The sequence below is a fragment of the bacterium genome (genome assembly GCA_030697645.1).
Classification (GTDB): Bacteria; Patescibacteriota; Minisyncoccia; order Phycocordibacterales; family VMGT01; genus JAUYPI01.
Genome location: JAUYPI010000006.1, coordinates 120223 through 140743, shown reverse-complemented (window position 1 = coordinate 140743; position 20521 = coordinate 120223). Strand labels below are relative to the sequence as shown.

19 protein-coding genes and 1 tRNA gene are annotated in these 20521 nt (G+C 54.7%); 5 read left to right on the top strand and 15 right to left on the bottom strand.

Annotated features, from left to right (window positions below; all coding sequences use genetic code 11):
• On the top strand, positions 1-238 hold a 238-nt coding region (locus Q8R39_01975), incomplete at its 5' end, for a hypothetical protein (protein MDP3735175.1).
• On the top strand, positions 213-1649 hold the full coding sequence (locus Q8R39_01970; GenBank protein ID MDP3735174.1) for an amino acid--tRNA ligase-related protein: 1437 nt from the start codon (positions 213-215) through the stop codon (positions 1647-1649). The genes Q8R39_01975 and Q8R39_01970, both read left to right, overlap by 26 nt.
• A 296-nt stretch (positions 1650-1945) precedes the next feature.
• On the opposite strand, the gene Q8R39_01965 is transcribed toward Q8R39_01970, so the two are convergent.
• Complete coding sequence (locus Q8R39_01965) at positions 1946-2494, bottom strand: HD domain-containing protein (GenBank protein MDP3735173.1); 549 nt, start codon at positions 2492-2494, stop codon at positions 1946-1948.
• Positions 2495-2653: 159 nt separating this feature from the next.
• Here Q8R39_01965 and Q8R39_01960 point away from each other — a divergent pair, with 159 nt between their 5' ends.
• Together Q8R39_01960 and Q8R39_01955 are read left to right on the top strand one after the other, a co-directional pair.
• Positions 2654-4183 carry a leucyl aminopeptidase gene (locus tag Q8R39_01960; GenBank protein MDP3735172.1) on the top strand — a complete coding sequence of 510 codons (1530 nt, stop codon included), beginning with the start codon at positions 2654-2656 and terminating at the stop codon, positions 4181-4183.
• Between the two features lie 412 nt (positions 4184-4595).
• Entirely contained in the window at positions 4596-4859 is a 264-nt protein-coding gene (locus Q8R39_01955; GenBank protein MDP3735171.1) for a hypothetical protein, read from the top strand.
• 314 nt (positions 4860-5173) lie between these two features.
• Here Q8R39_01955 and Q8R39_01950 read toward each other — a convergent pair whose 3' ends face one another.
• The 8 genes from Q8R39_01950 to Q8R39_01915 all read right to left on the bottom strand — a co-directional run bounded on the left by Q8R39_01950 (position 5174) and on the right by Q8R39_01915 (position 13332).
• Positions 5174-5338: a hypothetical protein gene (locus Q8R39_01950; GenBank protein MDP3735170.1), complete on the bottom strand. Its 165-nt coding sequence runs from the start codon at positions 5336-5338 to the stop codon at positions 5174-5176.
• Between the two features lie 84 nt (positions 5339-5422).
• Entirely contained in the window at positions 5423-6703 is a 1281-nt protein-coding gene (locus Q8R39_01945; protein MDP3735169.1) for a peptidoglycan DD-metalloendopeptidase family protein, read from the bottom strand.
• A gap of 62 nt (positions 6704-6765) precedes the next feature.
• Entirely contained in the window at positions 6766-8130 is a 1365-nt protein-coding gene (gltX, locus tag Q8R39_01940) for a glutamate--tRNA ligase (GenBank protein MDP3735168.1), read from the bottom strand.
• 93 nt (positions 8131-8223) lie between these two features.
• Positions 8224-8649, bottom strand: a complete 426-nt coding sequence (locus Q8R39_01935; GenBank protein ID MDP3735167.1) for an NUDIX domain-containing protein — start codon at positions 8647-8649, stop codon at positions 8224-8226.
• A gap of 127 nt (positions 8650-8776) precedes the next feature.
• A complete protein-coding gene (gene atpD, locus Q8R39_01930; protein ID MDP3735166.1) occupies positions 8777-10144 on the bottom strand; it encodes a F0F1 ATP synthase subunit beta in 1368 nt (455 codons plus the stop codon).
• A gap of 24 nt (positions 10145-10168) precedes the next feature.
• On the bottom strand, positions 10169-11572 hold the full coding sequence (locus tag Q8R39_01925) for a hypothetical protein (protein ID MDP3735165.1): 1404 nt from the start codon (positions 11570-11572) through the stop codon (positions 10169-10171).
• A 34-nt stretch (positions 11573-11606) separates the two neighbouring features.
• On the bottom strand, positions 11607-12527 hold the full coding sequence (gene atpG, locus Q8R39_01920) for an ATP synthase F1 subunit gamma (protein MDP3735164.1): 921 nt from the start codon (positions 12525-12527) through the stop codon (positions 11607-11609).
• Between the two features lie 130 nt (positions 12528-12657).
• Positions 12658-13332: a hypothetical protein gene (locus Q8R39_01915; protein MDP3735163.1), complete on the bottom strand. Its 675-nt coding sequence runs from the start codon at positions 13330-13332 to the stop codon at positions 12658-12660.
• Positions 13333-13845: 513 nt separating this feature from the next.
• Between Q8R39_01915 and Q8R39_01910 the strand changes: the two genes are divergently transcribed.
• Entirely contained in the window at positions 13846-14319 is a 474-nt protein-coding gene (locus Q8R39_01910) for a hypothetical protein (protein ID MDP3735162.1), read from the top strand.
• A gap of 67 nt (positions 14320-14386) precedes the next feature.
• Here Q8R39_01910 and Q8R39_01905 read toward each other — a convergent pair whose 3' ends face one another.
• The 6 genes from Q8R39_01905 to Q8R39_01880 all read right to left on the bottom strand — a co-directional run bounded on the left by Q8R39_01905 (position 14387) and on the right by Q8R39_01880 (position 20501).
• Entirely contained in the window at positions 14387-15436 is a 1050-nt protein-coding gene (locus tag Q8R39_01905) for a Gfo/Idh/MocA family oxidoreductase (GenBank protein MDP3735161.1), read from the bottom strand.
• 82 nt (positions 15437-15518) lie between these two features.
• Positions 15519-15590 (bottom strand) — tRNA-Glu (locus Q8R39_01900).
• Positions 15591-15693: 103 nt separating this feature from the next.
• Positions 15694-16833: a UDP-N-acetylglucosamine--N-acetylmuramyl-(pentapeptide) pyrophosphoryl-undecaprenol N-acetylglucosamine transferase gene (locus tag Q8R39_01895; protein MDP3735160.1), complete on the bottom strand. Its 1140-nt coding sequence runs from the start codon at positions 16831-16833 to the stop codon at positions 15694-15696.
• 80 nt (positions 16834-16913) lie between these two features.
• On the bottom strand, positions 16914-18020 hold the full coding sequence (locus Q8R39_01890; protein MDP3735159.1) for an FtsW/RodA/SpoVE family cell cycle protein: 1107 nt from the start codon (positions 18018-18020) through the stop codon (positions 16914-16916).
• Positions 18021-18242: 222 nt separating this feature from the next.
• Positions 18243-19313: a hypothetical protein gene (locus tag Q8R39_01885; GenBank protein MDP3735158.1), complete on the bottom strand. Its 1071-nt coding sequence runs from the start codon at positions 19311-19313 to the stop codon at positions 18243-18245.
• 210 nt (positions 19314-19523) lie between these two features.
• A complete protein-coding gene (locus Q8R39_01880) occupies positions 19524-20501 on the bottom strand; it encodes a hypothetical protein (GenBank protein MDP3735157.1) in 978 nt (325 codons plus the stop codon).
• Between the last annotated feature and the right edge of the window lie 20 nt (positions 20502-20521).

Sequence of the window (20521 nt, the reverse complement as noted above, 5' to 3'; positions counted from 1 at the left end):
GCACGCCCTTATGCGGCTCGTGCTCAATCGCGAAATCCTCATCGTATCTCGATACGTCTCGGATTCGCTCATTCCGCGCCAAGCTGCATCAGGTCATGCATTGAGCACGATATTAGGAGAACTTATTTATGCACGGGGCCTTGTGCGGCGAGTAACGCGGAGCACGCCTGACGAAATTCACAGAGAACCCCTCTCGTGCTACGCTGATAGCAATGAAAAACCGAGTGTTGTTATATGACCTTCACGCGAACGCCGGGCACGAGGTAACGATTGCCTGCTGGGTCAATGTGCGTCGCGATCACGGGAAGCTTATATTTCTCGATCTGCGCGACGAGAGCGGCGTGGTGCAGGCGGTTGTCTCGCCGCAGCATGAGGCCGCTCACGCGACGGCAAGTGCTATACGCAGCGAGTGGGTGATTGCGTTTACCGGCCTCGTCAAGAAGCGGCCCGAGAAAATGGTGAATCCTGACGTACCGAACGGCGATATTGAACTTGAGATCACGGCGATCGAGGTGCTGAATGAGGCGGTAACGCCTGCTTTTGACGTCACTCAAGACACGAGCGAGATAGACGAGGCGGTACGGCTACGGTACCGTTATCTCGACCTCCGCTCCGCGCGCCTCCAGCGTAACATCCGCATACGGAGCGAATTTGTCCGCCGCTGCCGTGAGCATCTCTTCGGCAGGGGGTTTACCGAGATCGAGACGCCACTCCTCACGAAGTCGACGCCCGAAGGATCGCGCGATTTTCTCGTGCCATCGCGCCTCCAGCCGGGTGAGTTCTATGCGCTCCCGCAGTCGCCGCAGCAATACAAGCAGCTCCTCATGATCGGCGGGTTTGAGAAATATTTCCAAATCGCGCGCTGCATGCGCGACGAGGACTTGCGCGCTGATCGCGGGTTTGAGCACACACAAATTGACATCGAGATGGCGTTCGTTGACCAAGAAGACGTGATGCAGGCAGTCGAGGAGATGACCAGTGCAGTTGTCGAGGGGATGGGGAAGACGATCAAGGAGAAACCCTTCCCGCGCTATACATACGAGGAGGCTATGGGGAAATTTGGCGCGGATAAATTCGACCTCCGCAGTGAGGAAGAAAAACAATCGGGCGTTCTCGCATACGCATGGGTACATCGGTTTCCATTTTTCGAGCGCACCGAGGCGGGCCTCGCTCGAAGCCATGCTTCTAACGGGGCGGGCGGCTGGACATTCACGCACAATCCGTTCTCGATGCCGGTTCCGGAGCATATTGATTGGCTACTTCAAGGCGAGCGCATCGGCGAAATTCTTACCACCCAGTACGACCTCGTCTGCAACGGCTTTGAGACAGGCGGCGGCAGCATCCGCGCTCACAAGAGCGAAATCCTCGAAGCGGTTTATCGCGTGATGGGCTACGACCCTGAGCGCACGCAGGATAGCATCGGCCACATGCTCGCGGCGCTACGCGCTGGCGCGCCGCCGCACGGGGGGATTGCGCTCGGCGTTGAGCGAAACGTCATGAACCTCACCGGCGAGACACAGCTTCGGGAAGTGCAGGCATTCCCGCAAACCCGCGGCGGCCAAACTTCGGTGATGGACGCGCCGTCGCCCGCTACCCCCGAGCAGCTTCGTGAGCTCGGCCTCGAAATCGTCAGCAAAAAGTCACCATGATTGACAAAGGCACTACCTCCTTACGAAAGCTCCAGCTGCGAGACGTCTATCTCGATGCGCCATAAAAAAATTTGCAATAAGCAAGCGATCGCATAGTTATTGCAAAATTGCCACATAATTGCCAGCGTTGACATCCGATGTCCTCAAGATGGAGGTTCGCCTGACCACTTTGGTGTCGTATGGCTCAGTGTAATGTTATTACACGCACCCTCTGAGAGGAGATATCGGATGTCTTGCGGCTTCCTTATTTAAAGGCGAAATGGAACAGCAGCCCGTAGGTCGGGCTGCTGTTTTGTTTATGAATGTGCCTGCAGAGCACGGTGGTAGGCCTTAAGAAACTCAAAGTCTAAATACGTGCTGACGCCGTAGCACACAACGGCTATTCTCCGAGCGCCTTCGATGTAGTCGAGACATTTCTGTTTGCCCCAAGCGATCGGCGGGTCGACTGCGACTGAACGCAAGTTCGACGTTTGGTCTGCAATCTTTACCCGCTTGATGCTTCGATTTTTGTGGCGCACACGCTCTGCTTGGCGCGTTTTACGCTCAAGAGTTGGAAATCCTTCAAACTCTGGCGGATCGGTCATGCCGCCCACAGCAGTTCCAACCTCTATCCCGAATTCTACGATGATCTCGTCGAGGGTTGTTGGTGTGTCCTCCACACTGTCATGCAGCCACGCCGCAGCAATTTCCTCGTCAGTGCCGCCGGATCGTTGTACGAGCTCGGCAACTTCTCTGAGATGCGACGTAACGGGTTCTCGGACACGGTTCGGACGGACCTGATTGGCATGGACCGTGCGCGCAAACGCTTCCGCTTCCGCAACTAACTGCTCTTTTCTTGCCGCCATGCTGCCTCCTACCATCGTTAAGGGTAAGACTCAAGAACATTTTCAGGAACGTTTTGCTGTTGGGTAGTATAGAGTATCAGACTGAAACTATCAAGCGACGCATAATTTTGATTTGTCAAGTGGCTCACGAAAACACGACCATATATACTTCCTGCACGTATGAAAATTTCACTGACGGCATCAGATAATACGCTGCCGAAAGAGATTGTGCCGGTGCGGCTCACCGAGGGCGAGGACACGCGGCTCTGTGAAAAGGCAAGCTGGCGGCTTGAGCTCGCGGTTGGGGTAGGGAAGCGGGAGGAGATGACGCTCCGCAAGCTCCGCGTCGCAGCGCGAAAATTGATTACTGCGGCGAAAGAGCACAAGCTCCCGCGCATCGCGGTTTTTCTCGACGAGTTTCTCTTCCCAAATCTTATGGCTGCATCAGGCGCATCAACCGAGGGCAACCAAATGAGCACCAATTTAGAGCGATCGCATAAAATTGGTGTCAATGGAAAATCAACCGTGCAAGGTAGTGAGATTAAGGGTGGTGAGATGAAAGAAGATGAAAAAGAGAAAGAGATGGTGCTCGAGCTCGTCGTCGAGAATTTCGAGCTTGCAGATTACGAATTCAACGTCCACAAAACGCCGCCGCGCGGCGGCTTTAAGCAGGTCACGGAGGTAGTGATCGTCGGCGACGATTCTCTGGCTTTTAAGAAAGCGCTCCGCCGCGCACAGACCGTCGCGAAGGAAGTGAATGCGTGCCGTGATCTTGCGAACACGCCGGGGAGTGTGATGACACCGAAATACCTCGCAGAAAAGGCGCGCGAGGCGGCAGCGGGCTTGCCAATTTTTGTCGAAGTGCTGGGACGTCGCGAGATGGAGCGCGAGGGGATGGGCGCGGTGCTCGGCGTCGCCAAGGGCTCGAGCGAGGAGCCGCAATTTATTGTTCTCGAATATCGCGGGGGCGAGAAAGACGAGCCGCCGATTGTGCTTTGCGGCAAGGGGGTTACCTTCGACTCCGGCGGGCTCAACCTCAAGCCCACAGACAGCATCTATGAGATGCACATGGACATGTCTGGGGCGGCGGCGGTCATTCATGCCACCGTGCTCGCCGCGCGGCTCAAGCTCAAAAAGAATGTAATCGCTATTGCGCCCGCAGTGGAGAATATGCCCTCGGGGTCAAGCTACCGACCCGGGGACATCCTGAAATCGCTCTCGGGGAAGACGATCGAGGTCCTGAATACCGATGCCGAAGGCCGCATTATACTCGCCGATGCGCTCACCTACGCCGAGCGCTACAAGCCGCGGCTCGTTGTTGACGTCGCGACACTGACCGGGGCATCGCTCATCGCGCTCGGGCAGGTCGCGAGCGCCATTATGACGCGCGATGAAAATCTCGCAAACAAAATCAGGCAATGGGGCGAGGAGAGCGGGGAGTACGTCTGGCCGCTGCCGCTCTGGGATGAGTATGACTACATTGTGAAGGGCGAGTTCGGGGACATCCCGAACATTCCCGCCGAGGGCAACACCCGCCATGCTGGAGTCATTGGCGGCGGCATGTTCCTCTACCAGTTCGCCAAAAACCACCCGGCGTGGGTGCACATAGACATGGCGCCGCGCATGACCTCCGCCAAGGGCGACCACCTCGCCAAAGGCGCCGCAGGGTCCCCGGTGCGCCTCTTGCTTAAAATCGTTGAAGAGTTTTGATGTGCAATAAGCAAGCGATCGCATTGTTATTGCAAATAATGGATGGAAACTCGAGGCATGTAATCATGCACCAACTCGCACTAAGTAACCACTCACACCTTTTATTTTTGTGCTCGTGCTTCGGTCTTTTCGAAATGGGGTCGCCTCGCTTGACGAAAAATGCAGAACTCGGCCGCCTTGCTAGTCGGCCTCAGACAGCTGCATTTTTCTACTCGGCTCGCCATTTCCTAAACACCTCTCGCAATGCACAAAAATAAAAGGTGTGAGCGGTTACCGCACTAAAAGTTGCCGGCGTCGGCGCCGTGTGCTATCGTGACCCTAGAAAAATGAGGGTTGTCCCGGAAAACTGACGCACGATTTGTTCGATCGGACATTTTCTGCGTCACTAGCGAAAGAGAGGAGAAGGGGGATAATGGAACGGATGGTGATTTGGTTCCGCAATGTGCAAAAGATTGATGACGTACAGAAGTACGCTGAATCTGTTGCACCAACGGTAATCGTGACGCCGATGTTTGGTGGTATAGGTATCACAGAGGAGATGAAGCGATACATTACTGCAAACATGCCTGACGGCACGGACGTGGGCACGCTCATAGACAAACTCGACCAACAATTCGGCGTCGAAGGGTTCTACCCTGAATCGCCCGCCGAACCGGCGACGAGGAGAGAGCAATGAAGATCGAAGAGCATGGGTTAGTAGGAAGACGGGTACGATGCCCAGAGTGTAGGACTGTGCACGTCATCGAGGCGAAAGACTATATTCTTCCCGGGAATCAGAATGAGCAGAAAGCCGAATAATAGTACCAAGGAGCAAGAAGCCGCCTTTGAGCGGGCATTTAATCCACTGAGACAAAAATAACCAAATAGCCACAGACCAGGACTAAACTAAAGGGGGGCTTCTCTCGATTGTAGGGAAGCCCGTTTTTGTTTTGTACCGAACGTCGCACAAGATATATTTGTCGACGTAGTGTGGAATCACTCACCAAACCTTTACCGAAGTGTGCTAATAAAGGCTCCGATCCAACGGATCGCGGCTCCGATAAGGGCACGTAAGTCAACTTGAAAATACGCGAGCAGGCCGACGCCGACCGCGATGAGTAAAAGAGTTGTGATGAGTCCGGCGTTGCGCCTCATATATCCTTTTTTCATCTGCATAAAGCGAAAAATGCATCAAATCTCAAACACGCACGTCGTGTTTGGAGACGGGTTTTTTGGAATTTGGAAATTCGTTATGCGCGTTTACGGCATCGCCGGCAGATAATCGAGCGGATTCAAATATGCCTTGAGGTCAGCGATCGGAATTGATGCGTTTTTGCAATTGACACTGTTCGCAAACCTCTGTACGCGCACGCCCTGCGTTGCATAGACGGTGAAGTGGAGGTGCGGCCCGGTCGAGTAGCCAGTCTTTCCACTGTAACCTATAATGTCCCCCGTGGCGACTTTACTCCCCTCGGTCACTTTGACGAGCGAGAGATGCGCATAGAGCGTCGAGAGTCCGTTTGCGTGGCGCACGAGCACCCATTTGCCATAAGATGAACAGCCGCGAACCAGATCGGTATCGCCGGCTGCCTCTACTATACCAACAAGCGCACTCTTTACGCTCGTCCCTACGGATGCTCGAAAATCGATGCCGTTGTGCCCCTTCCCCTGGTAGATTCCTGCGTTTGCTCGAGCGAAATCCGTATTGCCGAAATACTGCGTGACCGTAATGCTCTCGAGCGGCCACGCAAGCACCCCTGGCCTCTTCTCGGGGAGCTTTAAAGGATCTATCGCTATCTCAAGCGCGGCCTCAAGCGCGTGGATTTCGCGCTCGAACGCTTCTTTCTCGGCCAGCTTCGTCGCGAGAAGCTCCTGGTAATTAGATTCTTTATTTTTCGTGAGGCGCAGCAGTTCTCGCTGCTCTCGACGCTCGGCCTCGACGAGCGATTTTTGGTCAGCAAGCTGAATGCGGAGCCCGATCAGCTCCAGTTGCTCATCTTCCTCTTTCTCCCGGAGCCCTTCGAGCTCGGTCTTTACCGCGCGAAGCGAGGCGAGCTCAGTTCGAATAGTCTCTTGAAATTGACGGATGCTGGCGACTGAATCCCAAAAGCCGGAGAGCCGCGACTCCGAGAGCACGACTTCAATAAGGGTTGCCGCTTCTTGCTCGCGCACGCGGCGCAGGGTCTCCGCGATTGCCGCTGTGTTTTGTGCGATGCGTCGCTCTTTGTCGCTAATATTTCCGCTGAGGGTCGCAATGCGCGCGCTTGTCTCGGAAATCTCTCGCTCGGTAAGGGCGATGTCCGCGTTAAATTTTTTAATCGAGATCGTCAGCCGCGCGACGGCGCCCTCGAGCGTGTCGGCGTCGCGCCCTACAGCAGCAAGTTCTGCCTCGTAGCGTTTGATTTCATGCTCTAGAGAGGCTACGGCGCCGGTATGTGCGTCTATTTTTGATTTTATTTCAGCGCTCGACTGCGCGCTCGTATGTTCGGCGGTAGCCACAGCAGCGAGGGTTAAACCAACGCAAGCCCGCACAGCGAACATAGAAAATTTTAAGCGATTTGTAGAAGCACTTGACATGTTTTCGGGAGGGCCGTTTTCGTATGTTAAGCTGCCAACATTGTTATAGCGGTTTTGAGACGACGGATTGTTGCCTCCCTCTCTACGATCGTCGCAATCGTGATGGGATCGGGCGACTTGTCCTTGCCTGACAGGGCATACCGCATCGGCCAGAGCACCGCCCCCTTCCCCTCTTTTAGCGCGTACTCGAAGATCGTTGTATTCAACGCCTCGTGGTAATCATTTTTTTCTTTCGCAGCATCGAGTATAGCGACAAGATACTGCAGGTGACGCTTTGTAGTCTCATTAGGTGTTTCTTTCCATGAAATTTTTGATGCGTCCTCGAATATAGGATCTTCAAAAAAGTACAGGAGCTCTCCCCTCTCCGCGAGCGCTCGAACGTCGGAAAACGTCGCAGTGCGCTCGCGCAAGATTGGCACGAGCGCACGCGCCGTGCGCGGATGCTTCTCAAAAAGTTCTCTTTCGCGGGTAGGCAAAAAAATTCTTTTAGCTGCCAAGAAATCATCGTCGGAGAGAAGTTTAAGGTGCTCGCGGTTGAGCCAGTCGAGTTTCTCACGATTGAATATGGCGCCGGACTTCTGCACGCGTGAGAGGCCGAAGCGCTCGATAAGTTCCCTCGGGCTGAACACTTCCCTATCGTCTCCCGGGCTCCAGCCGAGGAGCGCGAGGTAGTTTATAAGCGCCTGCGGGAGGTATCCTTGGTCGCGGTAGTCGGTGAGCGCGGTCGCACCGTGGCGTTTCGAGAGCTTCGAACGATCAGGCGCGAGAATGAGCGGAATGTGCGCATAGAGAGGCCGTGGCGCGCCAATCGCCTCTTGTATCAAAATTTGCCGCGCGGTATTTGAGATATGGTCTTCCCCGCGGATCACGTGCGTAACACCCATCTCGAAATCATCCACGACGACCGCGAGATGATAAAGCGGCTCACCAATGTTCCGCGCGATAACGAGATCGCCGAGCTCAGTGGTATCGAAAGTAATATCCCCTCGGATCTCGTCATGAAAAGTGACATTCTTGCCGCCGCTTCGGAGACGCACGAGATCCACTTCCCTACTCGGGTCATCCTTTGCCCGCTCGCGCGACACGTAGGCGCTGCCGGAGGCGATCAGGCGCTCGATATGAACGCGGTAGATAGCCGTACGCTCAGATTGACGCCATGGCGCCTCCTCGGCGTTATCAAAATCGAGCCCGAGCCACACGAGGCCATCGCGGATATTTTGTTCATACTCGGACTTTGAGCGTGCGCGGTCGGTGTCTTCAAACCGCAGAAGCACTTTCCCACCGTGGTGCCGCGCAAAAAGCCAGTTAAAAAGCGCCGTCCGCGCATTCCCTATATGGAATAGACCCGTCGGCGATGGCGGAAACCGCGTTATAACCGTGCCGCTTTGCATACTCCTATTCTAGCACGGCGCATGGCTTGGCGCGTATACGCGGCTATATTTCCGATAACAGCCGTTGATGACTCAAACAGCACTCTAAAACTCCTAACGATACTGTACCGTGCAGGAATGGAATTTGTCGTGGCGCAGCTTGTCGATTGCGAGGTGAATAAGCCACGGCACGTTTGAGAGCGCATGGTGAGGCAGAGCGGCAACAGGGTACCACGCGACCTCCTCGTCCGTTGTGGTTTGAATATCGTCGAGCGCTCCTTGATGAATCAGTGCGTACACGTCCACCGACCACTCGGATCCTTCCATAATGCCGATGTACATCCAGCTTTCGCGTTCTGAATAGAGGCCGCATTCCTCGGATGCCTCGCGTACCATGCACTGAACACTGCCCTCGCCGGATTCAATCTTGCCACCGATGCCGTTGAGCTTCCCCCGTTGCCAATCGGGGCGCTGCTTCTCGATGAGCAGCACCTCCTCGAATGACGGAGAAAAAATAAATCCGAGCGTGTGGGTCTTCATGTCTTATTTCGTAAAAAAATTGCCGACGCTGACATCCGATGTACAAAATCCGAAGTACGAAGTTTAATTTGAGATTTGAGCATTTGAAATTTGCTTGGAAATTGACCACTTGGAAATTGGAAATTCGTTACTCCACCTCCTCGATTCCGCCTTTCATATAAAATTGCTGCTCGGATTTTTCATCGTGCGCGCCGTCGAGGATTTCTTTGAAGCCCCGCACGGTCTCCGCGCGCGGGACGTAGCGCCCTTGGCTCCCGGTGAACTGCTCCGCCACATGGAACGGCTGCGAGAGAAAGCGCTGGATTTTGCGCGCGCGGGCGACGGTGCGCTTATCCTCCTCCGAGAGCTCCTCGATGCCGAGGATCGCGATGATATCCTGGAGGTCTTTGTAGCGCTGGAGTACGCGCTGCACGCCGCGCGCCACCCGGTAGTGCTCATCGCCGACGACCGCCGGGTCGAGAAGAGTCGAGCTCGAGTCGAGCGGGTCCACGGCGGGGTAAATGCCGAGCTCCGCGAGTGAGCGTGTGAGCACGACGGTCGAGTCAAGGTGACCGAAGGTGGTCGCGGGCGCCGGGTCAGTGAGATCGTCTGCCGGTACGTAGACCGCCTGTACCGAGGTGATGGAACCCTTGTCGGTCGAGGTAATGCGCTCCTGAAGCTCGCCCATCTCGGAGGCGAGCGTCGGCTGGTAGCCCACAGCCGAGGGGATGCGGCCGAGGAGCGCCGAGACTTCCGAGCCCGCCTGCGTGAAGCGAAAAATATTGTCAATGAAGAGCAGCACGTCCTTTCCCTCCTCGTCGCGGAAATACTCCGCCATCGAGAGCGCGGAGAGCGCGACGCGCGCGCGATTGCCCGGCGGTTCATTCATCTGGCCGAACACCATCGCGGTCTTGTCCATCACGCCGGACTCGCGCATCTCGTGGTAGAGATCGTTGCCCTCGCGAGTGCGCTCGCCGACTCCGGCAAACACCGAGTAGCCGCCGTGCTCGGCAGCGATATTGCGGATCAGCTCCTGGATGATCACGGTCTTCCCGACGCCGGCGCCGCCGAAGAGCCCCACCTTGCCGCCGCGGAGAAACGGGCAGATCAGATCAATCACCTTGATGCCGGTCTCGAGCACCTCGGTCGCGACTGACTGCGAGACGAACGGGGGCGGAGAGCGGTGGATTGGGTAGCGCTTCCCGAGAGCGAGCGGCTTCCCTTCATCTATCGGCTCACCGAGCACGTTAAAAATCCTCCCGAGGACCGAGGGCCCGACGGGGACTGTGATCGTCTCGCCGCTGTCTCGCACCAGAAGACCCCGCTGGAGTCCCTCGGTCGGCCCGAGCGCAATGCAGCGCACAAACGAACTCCCCACATGCTGCTCCACCTCAAGAGTCAGCGGCTCGCCCTCTCGCTCCACGACAAGCGCCCCAAAAATTTGCGGCAGCGGCGGCTCCGGAAATTCAACATCAACCACCGGGCCGATGATTTGTTTAATGATGCCTGTATTCATACATTTTCTAAATCCGAGATCGAACTAAAACTGTATACTCCATATACCGAGAGCGTCTCTAAACAACGATATACTCAATGAGCCGGGACCATCTGCGTCATCCCAAGGGATTTCATATGATCTTGAATCACTACGGTACCATTTCGCGCTATCTTCTTTGGGCTCCTCAAGAGTCCTCCTTTCAATCGAATCAGCTAGTTTGAGTAAGGCGGACTGGTCTATGGTACTTAAACCTTCTTTTACGCGCTCGCCGACCTTTTTTCCCGCCGATTCTATATCTCCCGAACGTAAGTCTGCAACAAAACTATCCACCACACACTCGGGATCCTGTCGAATTGCAACCGGAAGTAACAAATCGTGAAGTCGTGTTGGAACCATAGAATCGGGAACCACGAGAATAAACCCAAAGAATAAAGGCTTGGGCCCACTCTCCTTAACTGAAATTTTCTTTGAAAATACACCGTCATTTACAATTTCGTCCCCATCCATACCAGTATCATAAAGTGGACCGAGATCATCATAGATATCCTCTTGTATCGAAGTGTACTTGATAAGACGCAGGATGCCTTTGGGAGGAATCTTTTTATTTCCCATGAGTTGCACTCGGATTAAGACATCTGTTGCAAGATTATCAAAAACTACGGAGGGCCTCGCTCCTCGATTACGAAGGAAATCTTCGTCAATTGGGTAGAAATTGTTCGCTATTTTTTCAAGTAATTTTTTGTGTGTATCACTATTTTGATCGTCGCGCCGTAGACGCAGTGTAAGGTAATAACCCCCTCGGCATTGTGTTTTCTCCAAAAATTCAGAAGAATTTCCCTTTGGTAAGTAATCATGAACCGAACCACTACACCTTGGAAAGATGCCGGGGTCTGTCTCACGCTCAATCGTAACCCACAAATCTCCTGTTTTATGTATCGTTGAGGTTGAAAATTCAATGAAAGAACCAGGGGGTCCAGCCTCGGTTCGTTTCCAGCCTTGCGGCAATCTTACTGAGTAGCCAGCTCGTTGGTCCATAAACCCCTGAGTTAGATTATTTATTTGTGCATCTTTTTCTGAAGCGAGAAAGGCTGTAAAAAAGCCCAGTTCTTTTCCAAGTTCTATCTGGATTACAGTATCGTCCTCAAGTTGTTGCGGTATATCTTGCTTTTCTTCATAAAGAGTCGACTGAGCGCGGGAGGTATCAATGCATTGAGTAAAATAGTTCTTTTCAATTGCAGCCTCCAGATGGTGATAGTCTGATTCGTTTCGTTCTGATCCTTCGTTTTGAATATTCTCACTCTGCAGTGGTTCTTCCGAAAAACTTTCTTGCGATACTTTCGGATTCTTAAATTTACTAAGATAGAGGACGGCGCCCCCGACGAGAAGAGTGAGAGTGGTAATAATGACCACCCCAATAACGCCGAAACCTTTAAGACTCGAACCCATAGAGATATAGAGATAATGATGCCGCAAGAAAATCCTACCTCGTCATCATCGCTCCGGTCGAGATTTCCGCGATTTCCTGCGTGATCGCGGACTGGCGCATCTGGTTGAATGTAAACGTGACGTCGCGAACGATGTCCGCCGCGGCGTCGGTCGCGTTCTTCATCGCGAGCCGGCGTGCGGCGTGCTCAGACGCTATTGACTCGAGGATGCCCTGAAAAATCTGCACGGAAACGAGCCGCGGCAGTACATACTCAAACACCGCTTTCCCCGACGGTTCAAACAGGAACTCGATTCTGCGCAAGCGCTCGCGCGCGAGAGCGCGCGTGGTGTTCACCGCGCCCTCCCCGACGCGCCATGCCGCGCCAAGCCGCGCGTTCTCGTGGAGCGGCAAAAGCTGCTCAAGCGCCACCTCTTGACGAATCGCTGAGACAAAATCCGTAAAGACGATATAGATGTGGTCGTAGCGTCCCTCGATAAAACCGCGCGTGAGGAGAGTCGCGATTGGCTCTATATCCTCGGCGCTCGGAAGCACCGAGAGGTGGTCAAACGAAGCAACAAGATTCCAGCCCCTCCGCGCCGCGGCCTCCCGCCCGCGCTTCCCAAGAGTCACGATATCAGCACTCGCGCCCTCCGGCAACTCGGCCAAAAATTTCTCAACTCTCCCGAGCACCGCGCTGTTAAAGTTGGCGCAGAGGCCGCGGTCGGATGTCGTGAGCAGGACGAGCGCGCGTTTCAACTCCCGCTCCTCGCCAAGCAAGGGATGCCTCTCTCCGAGCGCCACCGCTCTGAGGTCGCGCAGCACTTCCCACGCGCCCTCAGCGTAGGGACGGGTGCGGAGCAGAGCATCAACAGCTCGCTTCATTTTGGAGACAGAGACAAGCTCCATCGCCTTCGTAATCTTGCGAATGTTACCGACTGACCTGATGCGCGTTTTCAATTGTTTGCCGGAGGACATAGGTTAAGAGGGTCTGTAAATTAGCTCCACACTGCCTCGCAATAAGCGGCGGGGGTGTGCTTAGGCCCCGTCCATAAATAAGTTACCCTAATATCGCGCTCAATGCACGCCCTGATGCAGCTTGGCGCAGCTATCCTGGTTCAACCGGTACAACCGCGTGCTGTTCTGGCGGCTCGGCGGCTGGCACGAGCCGCTCGCGCAGCTTGATATATACATACGCGCCAGCGATCGCTGTTACCGGTACGGTGATGAGAAGGCCGACACCGAATGCAAACGCCCCGGCGACATTGACAAGCCCGAGGATAAGGGCAAAGAGGAAAAGTTGCCATCGCACGCCTTTCGTGATCTCCGCGCTGCGCTGGAGCGAAACAAACGGCGGCGCATGCTCGTCGAGCAACACATAAAAATACAAGCCGTATTTAACGGACCAGATGACGCCCGGAACAATGAGAAGGATGAGGCCAAAGACGACGACGAGGCCGTAGAGAATCGCGGCGCCGAGATACGGTAGCAGCAAGTGGCCGCATGAAAATAGATCTCGCCATTCTGCTATCTCGCCGCGGGCAAACCGCAAATGGATTTTCGTAAGACCGAGCCCGAGCCCGGCTTGCACCACAACCGCCGCGATCACGAAAAGTGCCGGTATAATGCCGTCCCGCTCGTCGAGCCCCAGCGCCTCGCCTGCAATCGACGGCGCGATCGAGACAAGAAACGTCCCCGCGAGAAACGTAAGATTCGCCTTCGTCGTCTCCCAGCCGAAGCGAAGCGACTCTTTGATGGTAAACACCGGTACCGTCTCTGCCATGCCTCAAATACTACCACGTTGCCATTGAGCGAGAAAAAGTTTATCCACACACGGCTCGCCACCGGTATACGAAAAAAGAGACGGTCGACGTCTCTTTTTTCGTATGACCCTAACAAGACAGAATTCAAAACCCCTTATCGAGCTTTTTGAGGGATTGAGCAGACTCTCTCCGTACCACTCCACTGGTCTATCATCCAGAGCAAGCAGTAAAGATTGACCATGTTGCTAGCAGCTTGGTGCGTCTCTGCATTCGTAAGTTCTTTTCCATGCTCATCACGGATAATCCGCTGAAGTTCCGACGCAGTCTCTTTTGAAACAATATTATTTCTGATTACTTAGACTCTCGTTCTTTGGCCATTTCTTTTTGTAATTAGTGTGTAATCGAACTAATAAAACAGAATGAGTTCGCACCGTGCGATTTGCAATACAGCCGGATATAATGTATGCATAGTGGAGTTACTGATGTTCATCGTAGCATTGAACGACTAAAAACAGCAGCGGGGGGGGGACGCTATGGCGGAAGCGCAAGAGTATTCGGTGCGGCCTACCGCGCCGCAAGCGACGGAACAGTATTCCGACATCTCGCTTACCGGTCTTTTCACCGCCCATACGGCGCTTATCAACTCGGAACGGCAAGCGATCTGGCAGCGGTATAACGTCATGCTCATCGCCAATGCGGTGATTTTTGGATTCCTTGCGGGCGGAGTGCGCACCGCTATGGAGGTAGGTTTCGGTATGTCTTTTGGGCTGCTCCTGTGCGCGATATGGTGGGTCATCACGAGAGAGGGATGGGTTCTTATTGGTATGCAAACGGATAGGGCAGATCAATTCGTTTGGACCGCTCTTGATCGCGACGCGAACCCATTTCGTATTGCTCTTGCATACGAGAGTGGCGTGAGGGGAGGACGAATCTACAATATGGCGAAGATGGTTATCTATCTTTTCGCCACGGGGTATTTATTCATCGGCGTGTCTCGGTTATTCTGAAAACCTGTACGTATAGATAGCCGCTCATACACAAGTGTGTGAGCGGCTTTTGTAGACGAAGCGATCTTTACCCTTGCAATACTTGTGGAATATCGAGCCAGATGCCGTTTTGGTGGGCAGATTCAAAAGCAGAGGCACAGGCAGCTGCAACATTAATGCCGTGCCAGATAGTATGTAACGTTGGTTCACCACGCATCGCCCTGAGAGTGTCTTCATGCATCCGGCGGTAGCATATCTCCTTGTAGTAGCTGCGCCACGACACCGCCTCCGCCTCCTGGGCGAAGTAGGCACTTTCTCCATTGACGATGAGCCGGTCGTGCTCTGGTTCATGGCCGTAGATGAGCGCACCGCACTCAAACTGGAGCATAAAGTGCGCTGTCCTGTGCGCCATCGGGCTATTCGGTCCTTTAGTCGCAAGGCAGATGTACCACGAAAAGAGCTGTCCGGCAGCGGTCTCGAGCAGTCCGTGCATGGTATCAAAACCGCCGTGTTTCCCGAGCTCGTGATATGTGAGAACCTGGCCTCGGCTGCACACGCGCACGAAAGGCGATGCCGCAAGTAACCGCAGTACCATGAAGTTATGGCTGAGGCCGCCGGCGCAGGGGTTGTAACGGGTTTCTGTGCGCCACTTGCCGCCACCCATAATGCGGTCGCAGTTCCACATCGTGTATGACGTTTGCCCCCCCTGTAGACCACCAAGTTCGCCGAGATTCAGTATTGTTGCTTGGATCTGCGCTTGATAGGTGAATGTCTCGCTGAAGAGCAGCCTGCCAGGATATGTGTGCGCGAGATGCGCAAACATTTCTATGTCTTGGGTTGCCGTTGCGAGTGGCTTCTCAACCCATACGTATTTTCCAGCCGCTAGTGCAGCACTGGCGACAGGAAGGTGAGTATGGTCAGGCGTTCCAACGACGACGAGATCGACGTCCTCACTCCCATAAATCGTACCTACATTTTTTGTAGTACATCGGGCGACGTTTTTAGGAGCCCAGTGTGTTTTCTGGAGAACACTCGGGTCCTCATCACATAGTACAACGGGGTCAAATCCTGCGAGTTTAAGCCCACAAAAATTTAGTTCTCCCGCGTCCCCGCAACCAAAAATTGCTACACGAGGCATCACTTACTCCTTTTTTCCTTCAACACAAAAACAAAGAGCCGTTCACCAAGAAAATGGTAGCACATATTTGTTTTCTCCGCAATGACCCTACGGGGAGTCGAACCCCGATTTCTACCGTGAGAGGGTAGCGTCCTGGCCATTAGACGATAGGGCCGTGAGATTGACTCTATATCAGAAAATGCAAAACGCAAAACGAAAAGCGCAAAACAACAACGTAAAACAACAAGTAAAATTCCAAAACCCGTCGTTATCAAAAATTACCCTTCGTGCTTGAGGCCAAGGCGGAGGAGCTCGTCCGCGATGAGCGAGGCGGCGTCGGGACGGGCGAAGGCACGCGCAGCATTCCGCATGCGTTCACGTTCGGTGACATTGCCCATCAGTCGGTCAGTTTCCTGAAGGAGAATCGTGCTGGTTAGATTCGCCTCCTCGATCACGACCGCAGCGCCGGTGCGGGCATAGGCAAAGGCATTCTCGCGCTGATGGTCGCCTTTGGCTCTCGGGAGCGGCACGACGATCGCAGGCAGGCCCCAGAGCGCCGCCTCTGCAATCGTTGTCGCGCCAGCGCGGCAGAGCAGGAGATCGGCTGCCCCGGCGGCCTGTTTCAGCGCAAGCGTTTTGAAAAAGCCGAATGGATGATAGCGCGTCCTCTGCTCGCTTCCCTCAAGCACAAGCGCGGCAAGGCGCGTACACTCTTCAATGTTTGCCGTGCCCGTCTGATGGATCACCTGATAGTGCTCGACAAGACGCGGCAGGGCGTCGAGTACGCGCTCATTCAGCGCCATAGCGCCCTGCGAGCCACCGAGGACGAGAAGCACAGGAATACCGGCTTCAAGGTGCAGAAACTCCTGTGCGCCCTCGCGCTCGGGGTGAAAGAGCTCGCGCCGCACCGGGATGCCGGTGTGCGCGATTTTTTTCTTATCTATCGTTTTGAAATGCGCTGCTGCCTCGGGAAAGCCGAGTCCGATGCGAAGCGCGAACTTCGCTGCCCAGCGGTTGACCCTTCCCGGCACGGTATCGGATTCGTGAATCATCACTGGAATACCAAGAACACGCGCCGCAAAAAGCGCGGGGAAGCTCTCGCTGCCTCCTTTGCCGAAGATAATGTCGGGAAAAAGAAAGTAGAGCCGCACGATCGCCCGAAGCAGCCCAGCAGTAGTCTTAAAAATGTCGAGGAAATTGAGAGGCGAAAAGTACGCCCGCACTTTGCCCGCACTCACGTGGTGAAAAGTGATATCACGCTCGAGGAGGAGGCCTGCGTCATAGGACTCCGCAGCCATGTAGTGCTTCTCGACGCCGACGAGCTTGCGCTCTTCGACGAGACGGTCTATCTCCTCCGCAATAGCTACAATGGGATAAAAGTGCCCGCCAGTACCGCCGCCGGTGAATAAAATTTTCATGGTTGGAAAGTGGAAAGTAGAGAGTGGAAAGTAGAATGTAGAGTGTGGGAGTAAAAAATCCACTCTCCACTTTCTATCCTCTACCCTCTCGCACGTCTCGACACATTAACAATTATGCCTGCTTCGGCGAGCGCGAACAAGAGGGCGGTACCGCCCTTTGAAACGAAAATAAGCGGCGTGCCGGTGAGCGGCAAGACGGCGAGCATGGCGCCGATATTCATAAATGACTGCGAAACGATGAGGATGATGAAGCCGGTAACGACGAGGGAGCCAAAATTGTCCGGTGCATGCGCCGCGATTCGAAATCCGCGCAGGGCGAGAGCGAGGAAAAGTAGAATCAAAATGAGCGCGCCGATAAAACCGAACTCCTCGGCTGCGACCGCAAAGATGGAATCGCCGATCGGTTCGGGGAGATACTCAAATTTTTGCACGCTCTGCCCGAAGCCGCGGCCAAAGACGCCGCCGCTCCCGACCGCGATCAGGGACTGTTGAATCTGATAGCTTGCGCCGAGCGCGTCGCGGGACGGATCAAGGAACGTCTGAATTCTCTCGTAGAGATAGGGGCGCAGCATGATGAGCGCGATAATACCTACAGCCGCGACACCCGCAAGCGCCGCAAGGTCACGCGCGCGCACACCGGCAACGATACACATTCCTGCAACCGCAACGATGATAACGACGAGCGTGCTCGTATTCGGCTGTGCAATGAGCAGCGTTCCCACCGCCGCGAGCATAAGAAAGACCGGCAGCATAGCAAAGGCCGTTTTCCTGCCCCGCTCGTCGAGGGCGGCGAGCCACGCCGCAGCGTAGAGCACGAACGCGAACTTCAAAAATTCTGCCGGTTGAAAAGACAGCGGGCCGACGGCGATCCATCGCCGTGCGCCGCCGTGCTCAAAGCCGACGCCGGGCACAAACACGAGGGCGGTGATAATAAGCGCGGCCAAAAAAAGCCAGGGGGAGTATCTGCGCCAACGCTCGTAGGGGGTGTATGTGGCGGCGAGAGAACACCCACCACCAACTACGATGCCGAGCAGAAGCTGCTTTACTATCGCCGCTCCAAATGGAGCACCTCCTCGCGCGAGAAGCCCGAGGGAAGCCGAAATAAATATGAAAAAGCCCGCGAGCGTAAGCGAGACAAGAATCGCGATGAAAAAAGAGTCGGGTTTGGCGAAGGTGAGACGGGGCATAAAGTGGACTCGATAAGATTCAAAACACCAAAACTGCTGTGCGTAAAACGTAAAATATCGAGTCTGAATTTTCAATTATCAATTTTCCAATTTTCAATCAATTTTGCAATGAATCAATTTTCAAACACGCTGACGTTCGTCCGTGATTCGTCATTGAGCCATTGGGTCCGCCAGCTGGCGGATTGAAAATTTATTGAAAATTGAGCATTGAAAATTGAAAATTCAAAGCGTGACCTGGTTCCCCACGAGGGCCACGATCATGCCAAGGAGCGCGCAGATGACCGAAATCACCCAGTAACGCATCGTCACTTTGTACGGCGGCCAGCCGAGGGCTTCGAAGTGGTGGTGCACTGGCGCGATAAGGAACACCTTTCTCCCTCCGCGGAAGCGCTTTGAAGCGAGCTGGATCACGTCCGAGGCGGTTGTGGCAAGCAGCGGAAAAGCGATTATGGGCAAGACGACGACGGCCTTGGTGAGAAATGCGACGACCGCGAGCGTCATGGTAAGCCCCATGGTGCCTGTCTCGGACATATAGAATCGAGCAGGTGGAATGTTAAACCAGAGAAAAGCAAGAATGCCGCCAACGACGACCGCCGAGAATGCCGCGAGGTCAATCTGGTTTTGAAAAAACGCGATGCCACCATACGCGCCGAATATCGCCGCAAACACCCCGCCGGCAAGGCCATCAATACCATCAATGACGCCGCCTGAGTAGATCGCGAGCAGAACGATGATGAAGAGCGGCACGAGGAGCCAGCCGAGTATCACCTCACCGGCAAACGGCACTATGATGCTTGAGACTCCAAGTTTCGTGAAAAACCACCACCCACCGATGAGTCCGGTCAAAGCAACGATACCGAGCCGCATCCGGAGCGAAAGTCCACCAGCGAGGTACTTTCCGCCTCCCCGCACATCAAGCATGTCGTCTATAAAACCGATGGTTGCCCCCACGAGGAGTGTTACGAGTGGCAGCCACGTCTGCGAACGACTGAGGAACTCAAGTTTTGCCGTGAGCGCTGAGGGAATGACGTCTTCGGCAATTCTGATGAGAAGTACTGTCACAAGCGTGCTTCCCCAGATCACGATGCCGCCAAGTTTCGGCGTCGATGTTTCCCTATCGCGGTGGAGCGAGTGAAAGATCGGCGTACCACGGCCGTCGAGCGCTACCGCTTTCGCACTCTTCTTCCACATGCGAAAGCGGTATAAGTAGTGTGCCAGGAGCGGCGCGAACACGACACCGATCGCGAAAGCAATGGTGGCGGGAAGGAAGACTTTAGCTACATTTATTATCATAAGGGCAAAAGAGTAAGCATGAAAGACCAGAGATCAGTGGCCATTTGAGTCAGAAATTTCCAATGTTCAATTTTCAATTTTCAATCAATTTTGCAATGACACAATTTTCAAACACGACGTCGTCCGCCATTGAGTCATTGACACATTGAAAATTCATTGAAAATTGCAAAATTGAAAATTAATGCGGGTGACCTATGCCCCTGACGGGGATTATATGCATATCGTTTGTTCTGCGGTGCACACTTTGAGATACTCCAGCGTCGCCCACACAAGCCGCTCGACGTCGCTAAACCGCCCGGCCTGTGTTGAGCCCAGGACGACGACGGCGATTGGCCGTGCGAACCCCGCATCAAAGACGATGGCGAGGTTTCCTCCCGCAAGATCGGTGTAGCCTGTTTTGCCGCCGATCAAAGCCGGAATGCGGTTTACCACCTCATTGGTGTTCTCCGCGTCGTGTACCACGCCGGAGAGCGAGCGCACGGCAAGAGCTTTCGTGCGTGTCATTTCGAGCTCCGCTGGAATCTCATGGAGCGCTTCGGCGAGGAGCCGCGCAACGTCATGCGCGGATCCGTATCCCCCGCTCACCGCCTCGGAGGTGTCGAGCCCACTCTCGTTGAGAAAGTACGTTTGCGTAAGCCCGAGCTCTATCGCGCGCTCATTCATTGCCGTAACGAATGTCTCGAGTGCCTTGCTCTCGGACGACGGCCCGCTCACCATGCCGCCCACGCTACCCGCGGCAGCCGCAAGCGCTCGCGCACCGTCATTTGAGGAAACGATCAAGGTATAGCCTATGAGGTCGCGTAGCCGCCACTCTTCCTCCGGGAAAAGCCCGTTGTCGCCCTCAGGTGCGAGAGCGGACGGCGCGATGGTGAGTGTCACCGGAGGCGATATACGCTCATGCGCGAGAAGCACGGTCATGAGCTTCGTGAGCGAGGCAAGCGGCAGCTGTGCGTCGGCATTTCGGCTGTAGAGCGGACGGGCTAGAGCGACGTCCCAGACAATCGCCGCGCGCGCATCAAGCGCGAGAGAGGAAAAAGGACTCGGGAGGGTCGTTGTAGCAACCACGCTCTCAAGCGCCGTACTCTTTTGGAGGAGCACCTCTTTTCTGCGTTGGTGCTCCGCGCGGGCAGTCACCACGAGCAAGACGACCACACCGAACGAGAGGCCAACAATAAGCACATTTTGCATATTGAATTGTAATTTTAATT